The organism is Desulfosarcina ovata subsp. ovata (assembly GCF_009689005.1).
Lineage (GTDB): Bacteria > Desulfobacterota > Desulfobacteria > Desulfobacterales > Desulfosarcinaceae > Desulfosarcina > Desulfosarcina ovata.
Genome location: NZ_AP021879.1, coordinates 751977 through 767102, shown reverse-complemented (window position 1 = coordinate 767102; position 15126 = coordinate 751977). Strand labels below are relative to the sequence as shown.

Below are 15126 nucleotides of genomic sequence, written 5' to 3'. Positions count from 1 at the left end.
CTCGATCCTCCTATTGAACCACGATTGGCCCCTTTGATAAGGCTGATTTTAGTTTGTTCTGTATCTCATGAATCCAGGCTTCAATTTCATCCTCTGTCTTAAGCATTCGTCCTGGCAATTTGATAAATTGAACCTTCGGCTCCATCAACTCCGCTGCGGCGACCAAAACCGCATCGAACCTTGAAGACATGGCCGCTACACGATCACTAAATGCTGAAAGCGATATCCTTTGTAGCGTAGAAACGACCTCTTCGGTGCTGGCCAACTGTACTTCAGGAGCATCTGCCAATGTGAGTTTCTGATTGGATAGCAGGCTGTTCTTTTGCTCCGGGGATAGCTGTTGCCAGTTGGCATCATTTTTCAGCCGCTCCATGCCTTCTGTATGCTTTGCCTGGTATTCAGCATTGAGGCTGTTCAAATTGTCGCGGAGAAGCTGAGTCAGATTGGTTACCAGGGGAGATACAAGGTTCGGCTCCTCCAATAACTGACGCTGTTTCTCAATTGATCCAGCCTGTGAAAGGAATACTTCCGCATCCTGAATGCCTTTGGCATGACCAATCAGGCGCTTCAAAGTGGTCCATTTCGGCCATCTCTTTTCTATTCGGTCCGCAAGATCCGTCCATGCATCAATCGAATTAGTGAGTTCATCACGTTTGTTATAGAGTGCAAGCAATTGTTCGTTTCCAGCCGTGAGACGGATTTCTTCAAGTCCGGATGTGTCAGGTAATTCAGGTTTAGGCGCCTCCCCACCTGCCCGTTCCGCAAACTCTATAAGTTTCTGGAGAAATTGGGGAATGTAGGATAATTCTTCCCCCTGTTTGGAGGACAACCCTGCCTTTTGAAGCAATTTCCGGACCTGAATACGTTGGGCAGTAGTCACGGTGGTGGATTCCACCTTGAACATTGTTTTGCCGATGGCTTTGCGTTCTAATGATTTAAAATCGATGGTTTTCCCATGGTCATCCTGGGCTCTGATCAAACCGGCCACCAAAAGCACCTGCAGAGCACCATCAACGGCGTCTCTTGACCAACCAAAAGGGGATGATTCGAAATGATTGCGGATATCCGTGCCCTTCTTGCCTCCTGCAATAAAGCCGAGAACTGCCTTGCAGACAGGATTCTTTCCAGGCTCCCCATCGTCTCCCACGGCTTTGAGGGCATCCGGGGCTCCCTTACAGGCTTTGTCGTATGCTTTCGACCAACCGGCGTGGTCGGCAACAGGGAATTGCGGGTACAACCGTTTCAACGCGTTGTCAGCTGCATCTAACACAATTTCCTGCAAATCGTTTCCGGCAATCTCATTGCCACCCCCCTGGTATACACGGGCACCTGAGAAAGCCTCATCCAGCAATTCATTGATTTTTCCCTCTGCGGTTTGCCTGGTAGTTTCCATGGCCGCACGGGCTTCCGTACCTTCAGGGGTGTTCGGTACACCTCGTTTATCCAAGGTAGCGCTGGCAGCTTTGTAATCCATAAGGTAGTGGCGAAGATCATCAGCAGAGCGTTTTGGGATAAAGGCATAGACGGTCGGAGATTGATTTCCAGCTTGAAGCGCATCTGCGCGTACCGAATTTTCATCGATGCTCCAGCCATCGCGTATCCAAATACAGACTTTCTTATCGGCATCGGCAGGGAGTTGGGAATTGAAAATAGGATTGAAATCGCGTACCACCTTGGCGTTTCCTTGTGTCAGTGTGAGCTTTTTAACAATGCTGCCGAACTTATGGCGTATCCGGTCATCGCGTTCCGCTTCGACACGATGAGCCTCATTGGCCAGTTGGCTTCTTTGGCTTAAAAATTCATCATTCCATGCAGCGCTCTCTTCGGTCTGGATGCGGTACTCATCCCCGACCTTCATCAACAGTTCGCATTTATCCATTAGGGCAGGAAGCTTTCCCCGTAAGGTACTACTGCCGTCTGGAAGGTTCTGTACCATCAGATCCGCCACAGTATCGATGGTCGCTTTGATACCGATCTCCTCATTGCTGCCGGCCAGTTTGTTGATCAAGAACACCAAACCGCACGCTCTTGCAGTCAAACACTGATCTTCAGATCCATTCATCCAACTCATTGTTTTTTCATGAACTTTACGTGGAAGGATGCGTGTTTGGAGCAATTTGTCTGCGGAATCGAAATAGATGTAGTCGCCTTCGATCACAGTTCCCAAATCCTCATCCAAATTGGTTTGGATGGCTTTATGGATCATACTGAGCTGGTTGCGAAGTTGGCTGTCTGTGCCGGTAGGGTCCAAGACCCGCAAAGTGTTTTCCCAGAAACGGCGCCGGACGGGAAGGATCGGATAGTCTTGAGCGAAATGCTGAACATCGTCTTGGCTATGTCCAATGGTAGTGCCGGAAAGATGCCTGGAGATCTCTCCGATATTTACCTGCATGTCTTGTTCAAGCGGTTTGATGGCTTCCGAGTTCTTTGCAAGGATGACTTTCCGAATAACGGCGTCAACATCAGCATCGGAGAGCTCGACGCGAATCGTAAATCTTCCCTCAAGTTTTTTTAGGTTCGAAGTTCCCGTGACCGCCGTCTGCCCTGTGCCAATGAATAACAATTTGCCACCGAAATTCTTGCAGCATGCCTCAACGGCTTCCTGGACATCCATTGAGCGCTGGCTATCCATTCCGATATATTGCTGGACCTCATCAAGCACGATAACCGTCAAAGGAAATTTCCCATTCTGTACGAGTGCCTGCTTGATAGTCTTCAGCATTTCATCACTACTGATATCCTGGACGTAAGGATATAGGTTGTTAAGCGTCTCCGTGCAGACGGATGGCGATGAAAAAAGCTTGGGTTTGGCATTTACCAGCGCATCGTGAAGCCCTTCGGCCACATAAAAATTATCCAGCTCTTCTTCCCAATCATCCCCCTTTTGCTCGACATGCGTTTTTACATCATCATAAATACCTTCGTTTTTCAGCCACATCACAAACCGGGCAACAGGGTATTGCTCGGGAAGGCCAATGGACTTGAAAATAATTCGTAGCAAGGCCAACCGGACACTGCCACTTGCACCCGAACCCAAGGTGCCTGAAGCGGCATGCAGCCCTCCATAGCGTTTTCCACTGCTGTTAAGCTCTTTGAGTAAATCACCGATATTCTGCGGAAGGGAGGCGATACCACGAGCGGTTGCGCCATCGTCAAAGGTCGTATCGACCCAAAGCGCCCTGAGCATTTTCACCAAGTGGGATTTTCCTGATCCGTAGAAACCACTGATCCAGACCGCCGGTTGCTGGGCTTGCTCGATGTTTTTCAGATACGTTTCAAGAATATGCTCCATACCTTTTTCATATTGACCATCGCATACGAAGGTTTCGAGTTCGTAGCGCAACACTTCCAGGGCCTCACTGGTCATATCGTCATTAACATTTGCTACGCCTTCATTGACCAGTTTTTGAATGGATGGATCTTTGAGATAGATGTCCCTGTTTTTCATTTGCATCCCCTTGATTAAAAAACTTTGTCCGCTGTAATGGGGACGGCCAGATACCCCCAGCCATCATAACTATCCAACAAGCGATAGTTGTTATCTTCATAGCTTCCCGGAAAGAATACCAGCAATCTTCCCGATATCGTTGGTGCTAGTTTTTCCACCACCTCTTTCACTTTTAAGAATCCGAACAGCGCCCCCACACCTTTTATTGCAACCACATAGGAATCGTCCACATGGTTATCACCTAAAAACCGGGCAAATTCTGCGAGGATATAATCAAGATACTTATGATATACAGTGGCAAGCAGGTTCGGTTTTTTGAAATAGCTCTCAGCATATTTTTGACTGCATAGCCATTGTGCAAAGGTATTGGTTAAATCAAAAAGCGCCCAATTGTGGCCACACTGCTTGGTGACAATTTCAAACTCATCTATTCTGGCCCGAAGACGGAGCTCATCGGACTCATTATAAACGCAAAATATGACCCTCTGGGCGGCAGCGGCATCAGACCGCCATGGGATGGCGATATATGTTCCATAGGAAGCGACCAAACGCTTAACTTTGCTCACGGACCCACTCCATTTCCTGTTTAGACAGCAGATTTGGAAACATAACCTCGATTACCGATCCCAGACGCTTCAACACGATCCAACCTTTTCTGGACGCTTCAACGGATAATTCAATCGATTCCTCCAACGAGCAGTCCAACAGTTTTGCGTATTCTGTTTTATAGAGTGATTCACCCCTGAATCCCAATAGATAACCCAACAATACTGCAAAAGAGACTGAGCCTGGCGTCGCTTTGGCTGCTTTGCGGATTTTTTTCACTTTCCCTTGGAGGTGCCCGGATTGTGTCCAACTCGACCTGATATTTTGGGCGGTTGATTTCAGGGTAGCGGGGCTGAAGCGGCCCGTCTCCAGATTATCGATAAAATCCTCAAGGGCTTCCCGAGTCACACTTTGGCCGGTTGCGTAACTTTGAATGAATGGCCCAGTTGATTTTAATATTGAGTCTCTTGCAGTGGCGAAAAGCAGCGCCAAAAGAGGCTGTCCGTCATTGTCACGGCTCCAAAAATAACTGAAACATCTAAATAAAGTGATTTCAGGATCTAATCCATAGAGATGCGCAAGATGGCGTGCCGATATTTTCCGAGTTCTGTCTGAGCGTTTATTAAGGCAGTTATCTTCAGTAATTGCCTTCATATACAGTCTTTTATCAACATCGGGAGCATCCACTGCTGACAACAGCAGCGTTAGTTCCTTCAGCATAATTGTTCTGGCCAGATGGGGGCCTCCTCGGTCTTGGCGAAAGCCAAAACGATTAATCGATTCATTCCTCAACTGGCGCACCTCCGCTCCTGTCCTCACTCGCCCCGCCTTTCCGGACCCATTCATCAACTTCATCTCTCTTAAATTTCCATAGGCGCCCCATCCGGTGCGCGGGCATCTGTTTATCGGTGATCCAACGATAAACGGTGTCCCGTTTGATGCCGAGGTATGTTCCAATTTCTTCAACTGACAACCATCGATCTTCCATAGCCACTCCAAGTGCAAAGGGACGCTTTCAAGCGATAGCGACACCTATAGCGAATAACAACGGATTGTTGGAAAGTCAGGGACATCTGGCGTACAAACCATAGCCAGAGTAACCAGTAGAAACTGGCAATGAATAGACTTAACATGATTTAAATGTCAAACTATTATGGACGATTTCTTGGGATGATATTGAGATTTAAAGTTGTTAGCAGGGCAATGCATCGAAATTCTTTTGTGTTATCACAGGCCCCCTTCATTTATATTAACGTTTTCCCCACTATTTACATAATATTAATGAGGCAGAACAATAAATTATAGCAATTCATGGAGGTTGTGGATGATATGGGTTAGTCTTGAACACTCGAAGTGATGATGCTATGCTTTAAAAAAATTAATGCGCTTAGCCTGGATAGGCGTTTAGAGGATATAAAGACATGGGAACGATACTGACCACTTTGATCGTCATCTACTGTATCGTGGCGGTTTTCATTATGATTGAGAAGAAAAGCCATGCCGAACCGGCCTCCGAGAAGAAAGGGCCGGATCAGGATGACAATACGTGGATCGATTCATACGAAGATGGGCATAAATGGCTGAATTTCGCATCCGGATTATCGGATACCCCATCGTCAGAAATTCCATGCCGCCCTCTGGACAAATAACCCGCATGGTTCATCTAAAGCACGCAATTCATGCATCGGCAGGCTTTCCGCTTTTTCTCGTTGACTGCGGCAAAATCTGCTCCATTAATTGATCAAATTTTTCCTGATGGTGCTCCCTTGCCGCTTGCCCGTCGTGAGCATTTTTTGTCAAACCGATTCGGCCGGACTTATACCCCCGTTTTGTAAGGCCATCGCATTCGTTTCTCAACAATGCATCGGCTTTTTCATAATCCACATACCCGGATTGATCCTCGGACTCCTCGATTGCATGGAGCAACGATGCGCCGATCTGATTGATTTGCTGGCGGTTGGAGTGCGACAGCTCCATTCCGCCGGATAGGCCAAACCCCTTTTTGCCTCCGGGTTTACCGATAGAGGCCCCGAGGCCTCCTCTACCACCAATAGCTTTTATTTCATCAACGCCGATAATATTGCCTACCGTTCGGGCCATGTTGTTGACAAATGCCAGCCGGGTGGCCTCATCGTTCAGGTCATAGAATTTAAGCATGTTGCCATGGGATTTATCGTACAAATTCCGGTAGGCTTCATCGGGCTTGAAGTTCACATTCTGGCTGATGTCTCTGTCGGTGATCTCACCGGTGACCGTATTGTACCGAAAGCTCACGGCACGGCCATTGTCCAGTGTGCCGGAGATATCCTGCATGACCCCTTTGGACCGGATCTCACCGGATACCAGGTTCAGGGTTCCGTTTGCATCTTGAAAGGCCATCGTCTCGCCGTTTTTCAAATGGCGGACATGGGAAGCCACGTCTCTGGTTTCCGACCCCTTGCTGAGTAGAACGTATCCGGTCTTTCCCGTGTCCGGGTCCTTATAGACCACCTGGTATCCATCGGCGGAGTCTTTTTCCACATGCATATTGGATTGAGTAAAGGCCCGGCCCGATTCGCCATGAACGAACAGAGCGGTTTCGCCGTTGGCCGAGCTTTTGATGGAATAAAACCCTTCCCGGGAAAGCCCCAGGTCGCGGGCCTGATCCCTGGTCAGGGCGCCTTTGTGCTCCCGATAATCCTGGCTGGTAATCACCGTTCCTTTGTTAACGGCCACAAAGCCGGTCTTAAGATTGCCGTCGTTGTCCAGATACATATTCATCCGGGCCTTGGCGCCGATGATATCCCTGCCTTGCACATCCACGCCCTGACTTTTCAGAAACTGTCCAAAATGACTGGCCTCTTTTTCGCCCCGGATGGTGGTTTCCAGGCCCCCTTGGGCGCGAAGCTGGGCGCTGCCCATGTCGGTGGCCAGCATGGCTTTGATATTGGATCGGGTTTGCTTGGAAAGATACCCGTCGGAAGCGATCTCCTCCATGGCGGTGCGTTTGAGATGCTTTGCCGCCGCATCGTACAGCTGGGCCGACTGGGTTCGAAAATAGGTGTTGTCGCCCGCGGCAAACAGATGGTCCTGCTTGGCAATGGCTTCAAAGGAACGGGCCCTTCCCAGGGCCTCCCCCACTTCCTGGGGTGTGACCCGGTGCTGTCTCAGGCTGTGCAGCATGCCGGCGGTCTGGCTCTGGCTGTACTGGGCTTCATGGCGCAGGAGCCGGTTGGTGTTGCCGCCAAAGTAGCTGCCGGCCATTTTTTCAACGGTCTCGGCGGTTAAAAACCCCTTGCGGCTGTCGATATCGGCCCGCATGGACTGATAATCGGCCATGGTGCCGTCAAATCCGTCCGTCTGTGCCGACCGGAAGGCTTTTTCCACCCCCAGGGCATTGCCGTATCCGGTTTCCGCCTGAACATGCTTGCCGAAATCGAGCGCTTCCATGGCAGAGATATTGTACCCCTGGGCGATCTTGTTCATGGCAAGGGCGGACGATGCCGTCGAATGCTGCATATAGTCCTGGGTCATCTGGATGGTGTCGTCATTGCTGAGGCCGTGGGCGTTGCCCCATTTCAAGACGGCGTCGGAGTGGGACACCTTTTCCTTGAGATGGGTCAGGTTGGCCGCCGACATCCGGGTGGCGGCAGCGCCGGCATTGGCCATCTGGCCGCCGAAGGCTTTTACCGCGGCATCCTTTGTCCGGTATTCGGTCTGCTTGCCGTATAGGGCCGCCCTTGCCTGGTTGGCCATCCCATAGCTGTTGTGCAGCACCTGGGTGGGAACCGATTCGGTAAGGTTGCTTTTTCTTCCCGCGCTTTTGGACGGATCGATGGCCTCCATGGCGGCACCGGCGCCGGCACTTGCCATCTGGCCGCCCGGTGATGTCAGGGTTCGTGCCCACATGCTGCCGCCGATGCGGGTCAACACGCCGGCAAATATGCTGGCGAACATGATGCTCATGACCTTGTACTGGGCAAAACAGGCATAGGCCTTCATGGCGTCGGACTGGAACAGCAAAAAAGATTTCAGCCCCAGCTGGCCGTCCTTGATCTCGGTCATGATATCAATGGCCTTGTCCATGGCAAATTCATGCAACAGGGCATCGCAAACCCCCCAGGCGATGAAAAAGACAAAGGCCCCCATGATAAAGGAAAGCATCCGGGCATAAAACGGTGTTGCCGCAAGGATCAGGAAAAAGGGCATGATCCCCACAAAGATGGCAAACAACATGGCCTGCATGTGGGGCATCCAATCTCCGGCGGCGATGCCGGCGCCCACCAGGCGGTTGCCCATATTCATGGAACTGGTGACCTTGATGGCGTTGTCCGGGTTGGCCTCCTGAAGGGCACCGTACAGTTCGCTGGCCATTAAATGCTGTCGCATCAATTGGGATGAGGTGACGACCACGCCCAACATCCTGGCGTTGGATAGCAGGTCGGCCGCTTTGGTCCGGCACAGGGTCACCATGTCCGGACCCGCGGCACCGGTAACATTGTGATTATAGCCGGCCCGAAGACACCGCTCGGTCCAGTACTTCTGGTTGGCGGTGCTAACATCGGTCATGGCGGCCAGTTCCGCCTGGATCTGCGACCAGGCGGAAAAACAGGAGCTGGTTGCCCCGGTGGGGTTGGCATTGTCCCTGTAAATCGTAAACACGGCCGGGTTGGAGGCCTGGGAGAAGATGGGGATGAAATCGGTGTTCACGTTAATCTGATCCAGGGTGAGGGTGGTGCCAGGCCGGGATATCTCGAAAAAAAGACAGTCGTTTACATAATTTCTCAAATTGGTGTTCAGGTAGCTTCCGGTGGTGCCGGTGCCGGACATGTCCACCCCTTGGGCAAATGCCTTGGCAAAGATGTTGAAAGTGACGCCGCCGGGGTTGTCGATGAACGAATCGGGACTGCCGCTGGTTTCGATGATGTGGATCAGGCCGTTTTCGATCTTTTTGGCAAGGCCGGCGATAAAGATGACCCCGTCGGGCACGCCGCCGATGGTAATGGACTGATTGTTGGTTTCATCGAAGATGACCAAATCGGATCTTGGCTCGATAAAGGTCTTGAAGATGATCAGTCCGAATATGATGGTGCCGATCCACGACACCCAGGAGGTCGCCCGGGCGCGGCCCTCAAACACCGACCGGCTGATGACAATACAGCCGGCGATGAAGATGCCGATCACGATAAAGGTGAAAAACAGATTGTTGTAGCCGGCATCGCTCATGATCAGGGCCAGCCGCCTGAAGGTATGGGCATAGACATCGAATCCGCCCTGGACGGTGATGACCTGCAGGCTGGCCGGCACCGCGGCAAAGGCGCCGGAAGGGATTACGGCAAACAGGATGATATAGACTATTCTTCTCATCGACGCATGGTTCCTAATCGAGCATATGCAGCATGGCCGCCTGGCCCACCCGCTGCGACAGCATCTGCTTGAAGGTTTCGTCCCGGTCCCGGATGGCCTGGGCGAAATTGATGGTGTTGTTCAACTCTTCCAGCTTGGTCTGGTACACGTTGTAGACGCCGTGCATGAAGGGCACCAGGTCCTTTTTCATCTCTTTCAGGTCCGCCATGACGGGCTCGGCCAGTTCAATCTTGCAATTTCGTTGGCCGCCGCCGGAATCGGTCCCTCTTTTGGCCCGGCTCACCGTATCGGCCACCATGATGGTATTGTCCATCAGGTTGTACAGATCTCCCAGCATGTAATAGGCGTAGAGAATGGCCACGTAATCGGTGTACTTGGAGGCAATCAGCGCCGGCGCGCCGACGGTGCCGTCGATGGATATCTCGGTGATCATGGCCTTGTAGATCGATGAGGGAATAACGTTGAGGAAATTCTCCTCATCGGCGGTCAAGGGCTGCTTGGCCATCACCTTGCCGCCGATGGCGCTGAGGGTGGTGAACACCCAGTTCTTCAGGTTCGGATAGGTGGTGCCGTCGATAACGATATCTCCCGCCGGATTGCAGGTATCGGTCAGTTCATCGCGCAGATAGACGGTCCCGTCGGCGATGGCGTCCAGGATGGTGGCCGGTGCGTTTTGCGGACACCGGTCGATCCGGGTGCTGCTCATGCCATCGGCGCTGATCTTGACATCTCCGATCAGGCCGCGCACCAGGTCGATATAGGCGGCAACATACCCCCGCCGTGCCCCCAGATGGGACAGGACATATCCCTGGGTGAAAAAGATCTGTCTCAATGCCAGGGGACAGCCCGTGACAAGCTGGGATATGTCTCCCACACCGGAAGCGATGGCGGTGTCTTGCACCGAGCTTTCCCGGCCGAAGTTTTTCAGCTCCTGCCAGAGGCTGGATACCCCGGACTGCTGGGCGAACTCGGTCATGGCCTGCGTTTTGTCCTTGGCCTCGATCTTCGGGTTGGCGGCATCCACCAGGGTTGCGGCAATGGCCTGGCCGGCCTTGCAGTCATCGAACTGAAGCTGGTTGAGCCGATCCACGATGGCCATGATGGATTTCATGCTGGTGGCCACTTTTTCGGACAATACGCTCATGGCGATGTCAAAAGCGAATGCCGCGGACGCCGATCCCATGGTGCGCTGGAGTTTATCCACCAGGTAATCGAACTGCATCAGGTCCATGCCGCCCAGAAACAAGTCGATCCCGCCGCATCCGGCCTTGAACTGCGGCTTGTTGACGGTGACCAGATAATCGTTTCCGGTCTGCCAGCGGGCCGAAAAGTTGCCGAAGGAGGTAAACCCGCGTTTCTGGGTCTCGAAGTGGTTGGGGCCGGATACCGATTTTTGCTGCATCCAGTCATCGATCCATCCGGCAAAGGACGGGGGCGCTGTCAGCAGGAGCGACATGCAGGCCGCCATGCGAAGTATAATGGGTTTCATGTTCAAAGCCTTTCGTTGTTTTGCTCCGGACTGTTTTGCGCAAAAGTCAAAACCCGCTTGTGTCGGCATCCTTTTCCAGGGCCATCATTTTCCCGAATGCCTCCGGATAGGAAAGCCCCTTTTGGACCAGCTTTTCAATCATCGCGTTTTCTTCCGCCGCTGAGGTGTACAGATAATAGGAGAACGGGTCCACCAGCAGCCGGGCAATGCCCATGCCCACCGGGCTGTCGATAAAGATCTCCGAGTACCTGGGTTTGGGACTGCGGATGCTTTTGAGCAGTTTCATGACGAAGTCGGAATAGTCGATGAGCTTTTTCGACCGCGCCTTTTCAAAATCCGCCGACTGCAGCAGGAATTTATAGGCCGAGTTGGACAGGATCACCTGGCCCACGTCGCCGAACATGGCAAGGTCCAGCAGCGACTGGGTGATGGTGATGAAACTGCCGCCATATTTTCTGGCGCGCCGGTAGCCTTCCACGATGATCCGGGCCAGAAGGCTGGTCTCGCCGGTATTGCTGCCGTTTCCGGAGAAAAACTGCCAGGCCTCGTCGAATATCACCAGCCGCCGCTGGGACCGGTCGGAAAGGTAGAGGTTTTCGGTGACATAGTTCAGGAGCTGGAGGGTCACCACGTTGAACAGCTCCGTCTGGGATTTGAGCTCCTCGAGTTCCAGCACCACGAAATCGTCATGGGCGATATCCAGGTTGGCCGGTCCGTTGAACCATACCCCCAGATTGCCCAGGGAGGTAAAATTTCTCAGGTTAAAGGCCAGCTGGGCCGACAGGGTCTTGATATCCTTGATGCAGGAGTTGTCCTCGCCGCACTCGAGATCCAGCAGCTCTTCGGATGTTTTGGAGGGCTCTTTCAGGTACTCGTATACCCGGTCGATATCGGCGTCGTTGCCGTGTTCGTGGAAAGAATTCAAGGCGGCGTTTTTAATCAGGGTGATCTCGGTCTCGGTGGGCACCTGCCGGCTGGTGGAATAGATCATCTGGGCGATGATGGCGCTGACCGCCTGGATGCTCTCGTCGATATCGATGATGTTGGTAAAGGGGTTGAGCCGGATGTCGGACTGCTTGGAAAAGTTGACGAACTTGCCGCCGACGATGTTGCACAGCTTTTTATAGCTGCCGCCGATATCGACGATCCGGATCAGCGAACCGGCCGTGTAGTAGTTGTAACAGATCGAATTGGTCAGAAAGCTTTTTCCGGAACCGCTGGTGGCGGTAATCAGGGCGTTGAAATTCTCGGAAACCGGCGCGAACAGGTCAAAACTGATCAACTGGCCCTTGCGGCCCACAAACAGATTGTACGGCGCACAGCCCCCGCTGAAGTCCGCCTGGATGGGCAGGCACCGGGCGGCCACCTTGGGCTGGCAGATAAAATCCCGGTCGATATAGTCCACCGCCCGGTCATGGGTGTACAGGCCAAAGGGCAAGGCGGCCAGCCACATGATTTTCAAAATTCCGCGGTCTTCCTGGATCACGAACCCCCGGGACTGCCAGATGCGTTTGACCCGGGCGGCCGCCTCCCGGGATTGCTGCTCCGAATCGGCAAAATGCCAGAGCATGGGCATGATGCGAACGAAGCTGACCCCCTGCTCGATCTGGCCCGTGGCCCACATGTATTCGTCCTTTTTGCGCTGCAGGGAGGGCGCGAAACTGCCCACGCCCTGCTGCTGGAGCACGAAATTGCACTTGGCGTGCAGCTTGGCGGCCAGGGGGGAGAAGATGACATTGACGGTGAACAGGTACGGCACGTTGATCTGGTTGTTGTCCCCTTGAACGCCCCAGATATCTCCGGTCAGATAATTGAAGGTCAGATCGTCCACCTGGTCCACCATCTTTTTTACGGTCATGCAGCGCAGGTGTTTGTCGCCCAGAAGAATCCGGTCCCATTTGGACCTGACCGGCGTTTCGCTCAGGATGATCTGCCTGTTGATCTCGCGGTTGGTGTCATAGCCGCGGGTTTCGTGTGCGGTGCCGTTGAACACCTTGGAAAGCATGGATATGAGCACGTCCGGTGCGATCAGCCGGGGGGACAGGTAGATGCCCTTCAAGGTTTCATGGACGCTGTCTCTGATGTCCAGGTAGTTAATCCTGTCCTTTTTATCTTTGGGAAGCTTCAGCGCCACGAACAGCCTGAAGTTTCTTACCGGAGTTCCCCGCAGCTTATCGACCCCCTTGGATCCGGATATGAAAAAGTCCGCGGTGTTGCCGGTGGTCTTTTCCGACAATTCGTTGCTCCTGATCTTGATGCGCCGGTATTCATCCATGGCCGGCTTGATATGTGGGTCGGCGTACAGGATGAACTGCAGGACCGTGCCTTCGGGAAACACCGAGTTCAGCAGGCCGCTAAGGATATCGAAGATCTGGTCATCGGCGTGCACCAGGGGCACGCATTCCCATAGGAAACCGATGGATTCGTCCATGTTATGGTAGCACCGGCTTTCAGGATCATAGGCCCTGTAGGGCAAAAACTCGGAAAACTGCGTCCTGAAGGTCATCTTGGAAATATCGTCATGGGTCATGCCGTGGGTGCCGAATATCATTTTTCTCAATCCCATCAATCGTCTCCCGGATTCTCTTCAATGGTGGTGGACAACAGCCAGGCAGGCTCGGTTGCGAAAAAGTAGATGTACCGGAATCCGAACATCTCGTTTTCGTTGCCCGTATAGGACAGCACCAGGACCCTGACCACTTCCGGAGGCACCACAATGGGCGGGTGGTCGTCTGCGATCAGGGCGCGGAGCTTTTCGAATCGTTTTTGCAGATAGATGCGCCTGGCATCGGCGGGCGTTGCCTGCCCGGATTCGTCCGGCATGTCATTTTCCACGGCAGCCGTGCAGTCATCGCATGGGAGATCCGCCGGCGGGTTTTCATCGAGACTCCGGCGATAGGCATCGGGTATGCCGGTGCAGGTGCCTTCATCCACGTCAGGGCATTGAAACGCGTCATCGTACGGGTTGAACACCGATTGGCATGCGCATAAAAGGCAGCCCAGCAAAAGGATGCACAGGGGCATCGTCATTTTTGGCAGCATCGTTTTGTCCTTTTTCCATGATGTTAAGGCCGGCGCCTTCGCTGACGACTAGGGTCACATCCTTGGTGGAGCCGATCTCGATGACCGGCAGGGTCTGTTCGGCCAGTTGCAGGTAAAATTTCTGCAGTTCTTTGGTGGCCGACGATATGCCTTCTCCGAGGCCGGCTTTGGCGATGTTTTCCGCATCCGTGCTGGTAAACGTGGACTGGGTTTGTCCCAGGGCGCTGAGGGTGTTTGTCCGAGTCGAATCGCCCAGGGCCTCTCCCATGCCGCCGATAAACCCGGCCAGGGCCGTGCGGGCGATATGGACCCCCATCTTGGCCACCACCCGGCCCTTGAGCCCCACTTTGCCGTCCTCGTCCACCACAAAGCCTTTGACCTCCTGATCGATGACCGCGTCGCCGTTTTTGGCCACGCACGACAAGGTGGTCAGTCGGATGTGGACCCGCTCGTCGGCCAGGTTGCCGATGCCCGATCCGATGACGAAACACCCTTTCAGGTTGGCCTTGACCTTATTGGGAAGCACGGCCAGGTCCTTTACCCGGAATAGAAGCGGCAGGGGATTGGCCTTGGCGGCGTTGGTCGTGGGCGCGGCCACTCCCGAAAGCAGCGTCGCCGCCATGAAAGAAGGGGGCAAATAGATCTGTTTTTTTTTATTGCCAGCCGTCGTCTTCTCATCCGGCCGGGCCAGATCGACCTGAATCATCTCGATGCCCCCGACAAACCGGGCCGCACCGGCATCCCGGGGCACAGGCGGGGCAATGGTGTTAAAAAGATTTTTCGGGACCCCATCGCCGGCGGCCTTGTTTTCCATGGGCGGCGGTTCGGGTATGGCAATGTCGTTTTCTTTGGGCGTCGGCTCTTTGGGGACCTCTTTTTCCGGGACCGGTACCTGGACAATCTGGGGGTTTTGCTCAAGGGTATACCGGATGGCCTTGATGGCCTTTTTCAGCGCTTCGGTCTCTTTCTTCTGGGCCACCAGAAGCTTTTCGGTCTTGGCATAAAGGGACTTTTCGAGCACGTTTTGATCCATGCGGACCTCTTCGACGGGCGCTTCGGCGCTTTCCTCAACCGGTTCCTGCCGCTTAAGGTAGTAGCCGACGACAAACAGGCTCATCAGTCCGGCAATGATGACGCCGGTGGCGGCCTTTCTTTTGGTGTCCGGATGCAAGGCGGCAAATCTGGCTTTCAGGGTGCCTGCTCTGCCGGGATCTTTGATCTGGTCTGCATTGTTGAATTCTTTCATGAGAAATTG

Annotated in this window: 10 protein-coding genes; 1 reads left to right on the top strand and 9 read right to left on the bottom strand. The window is 53.2% G+C overall.

Annotated features, from left to right (window positions below; genetic code table 11):
- Positions 1–10: 10 nt before the first annotated feature.
- The 4 genes from brxC to GN112_RS03400 are packed head-to-tail and all read right to left on the bottom strand — an operon-like array spanning position 11 to position 4982.
- Positions 11–3448 (bottom strand): BREX system P-loop protein BrxC, encoded by a 3438-nt coding sequence (gene brxC, locus GN112_RS03415; RefSeq protein WP_155308948.1) that lies wholly within the window; start codon positions 3446–3448, stop codon positions 11–13.
- A gap of 14 nt (positions 3449–3462) precedes the next feature.
- Complete coding sequence (locus tag GN112_RS03410; RefSeq protein WP_155308947.1) at positions 3463–4014, bottom strand: BREX protein BrxB domain-containing protein; 552 nt, start codon at positions 4012–4014, stop codon at positions 3463–3465.
- On the bottom strand, positions 4001–4786 hold the full coding sequence (locus GN112_RS03405) for a hypothetical protein (RefSeq protein ID WP_331457508.1): 786 nt from the start codon (positions 4784–4786) through the stop codon (positions 4001–4003). Before GN112_RS03405 ends, GN112_RS03410 begins: the two co-directional genes overlap by 14 nt.
- Positions 4776–4982: a helix-turn-helix domain-containing protein gene (locus GN112_RS03400; protein ID WP_155308946.1), complete on the bottom strand. Its 207-nt coding sequence runs from the start codon at positions 4980–4982 to the stop codon at positions 4776–4778. The genes GN112_RS03405 and GN112_RS03400 overlap by 11 nt, the downstream gene beginning before the upstream one ends.
- A 433-nt stretch (positions 4983–5415) precedes the next feature.
- Here GN112_RS03400 and GN112_RS03395 point away from each other — a divergent pair, with 433 nt between their 5' ends.
- Positions 5416–5643: a hypothetical protein gene (locus tag GN112_RS03395; protein WP_155308945.1), complete on the top strand. Its 228-nt coding sequence runs from the start codon at positions 5416–5418 to the stop codon at positions 5641–5643.
- Positions 5644–5671: 28 nt separating this feature from the next.
- Here GN112_RS03395 and GN112_RS03390 read toward each other — a convergent pair whose 3' ends face one another.
- Genes GN112_RS03390 through GN112_RS03370 form a run of 5 tightly spaced genes read right to left on the bottom strand, consistent with a single transcriptional unit; the run spans position 5672 to position 15117 of the window.
- Positions 5672–9340, bottom strand: a complete 3669-nt coding sequence (locus tag GN112_RS03390; protein ID WP_155308944.1) for a conjugal transfer protein TraG N-terminal domain-containing protein — start codon at positions 9338–9340, stop codon at positions 5672–5674.
- Between the two features lie 13 nt (positions 9341–9353).
- Positions 9354–10829: a conjugal transfer protein TraH gene (locus tag GN112_RS03385; RefSeq protein ID WP_162458761.1), complete on the bottom strand. Its 1476-nt coding sequence runs from the start codon at positions 10827–10829 to the stop codon at positions 9354–9356.
- A 46-nt stretch (positions 10830–10875) separates the two neighbouring features.
- Complete coding sequence (locus GN112_RS03380; RefSeq protein ID WP_155308942.1) at positions 10876–13395, bottom strand: TraC family protein; 2520 nt, start codon at positions 13393–13395, stop codon at positions 10876–10878.
- A complete protein-coding gene (locus tag GN112_RS03375; RefSeq protein ID WP_162458760.1) occupies positions 13395–13802 on the bottom strand; it encodes a TraV family lipoprotein in 408 nt (135 codons plus the stop codon). Before GN112_RS03375 ends, GN112_RS03380 begins: the two co-directional genes overlap by 1 nt.
- Entirely contained in the window at positions 13783–15117 is a 1335-nt protein-coding gene (locus tag GN112_RS03370; RefSeq protein ID WP_155308940.1) for a TraB/VirB10 family protein, read from the bottom strand. Before GN112_RS03370 ends, GN112_RS03375 begins: the two co-directional genes overlap by 20 nt.
- Positions 15118–15126: the final 9 nt, after the last annotated feature.

Excerpts from the sequence above, each read along its gene's own strand:
- brxC (WP_155308948.1), bottom strand. The coding sequence starts at position 3,448 with ATGAAAAACAGGGACATCTATCTCAAAGATCCATCCATTCAAAAACTG.
- GN112_RS03400 (WP_155308946.1), bottom strand. The coding sequence starts at position 4,982 with ATGGAAGATCGATGGTTGTCAGTTGAAGAAATTGGAACATACCTCGGC.
- GN112_RS03395 (WP_155308945.1), top strand. The coding sequence starts at position 5,416 with ATGGGAACGATACTGACCACTTTGATCGTCATCTACTGTATCGTGGCG.
- GN112_RS03390 (WP_155308944.1), bottom strand. The coding sequence starts at position 9,340 with ATGAGAAGAATAGTCTATATCATCCTGTTTGCCGTAATCCCTTCCGGC.
- GN112_RS03385 (WP_162458761.1), bottom strand. The coding sequence starts at position 10,829 with ATGAAACCCATTATACTTCGCATGGCGGCCTGCATGTCGCTCCTGCTG.
- GN112_RS03380 (WP_155308942.1), bottom strand. The coding sequence starts at position 13,395 with ATGGGATTGAGAAAAATGATATTCGGCACCCACGGCATGACCCATGAC.
- GN112_RS03370 (WP_155308940.1), bottom strand. The coding sequence starts at position 15,117 with ATGAAAGAATTCAACAATGCAGACCAGATCAAAGATCCCGGCAGAGCA.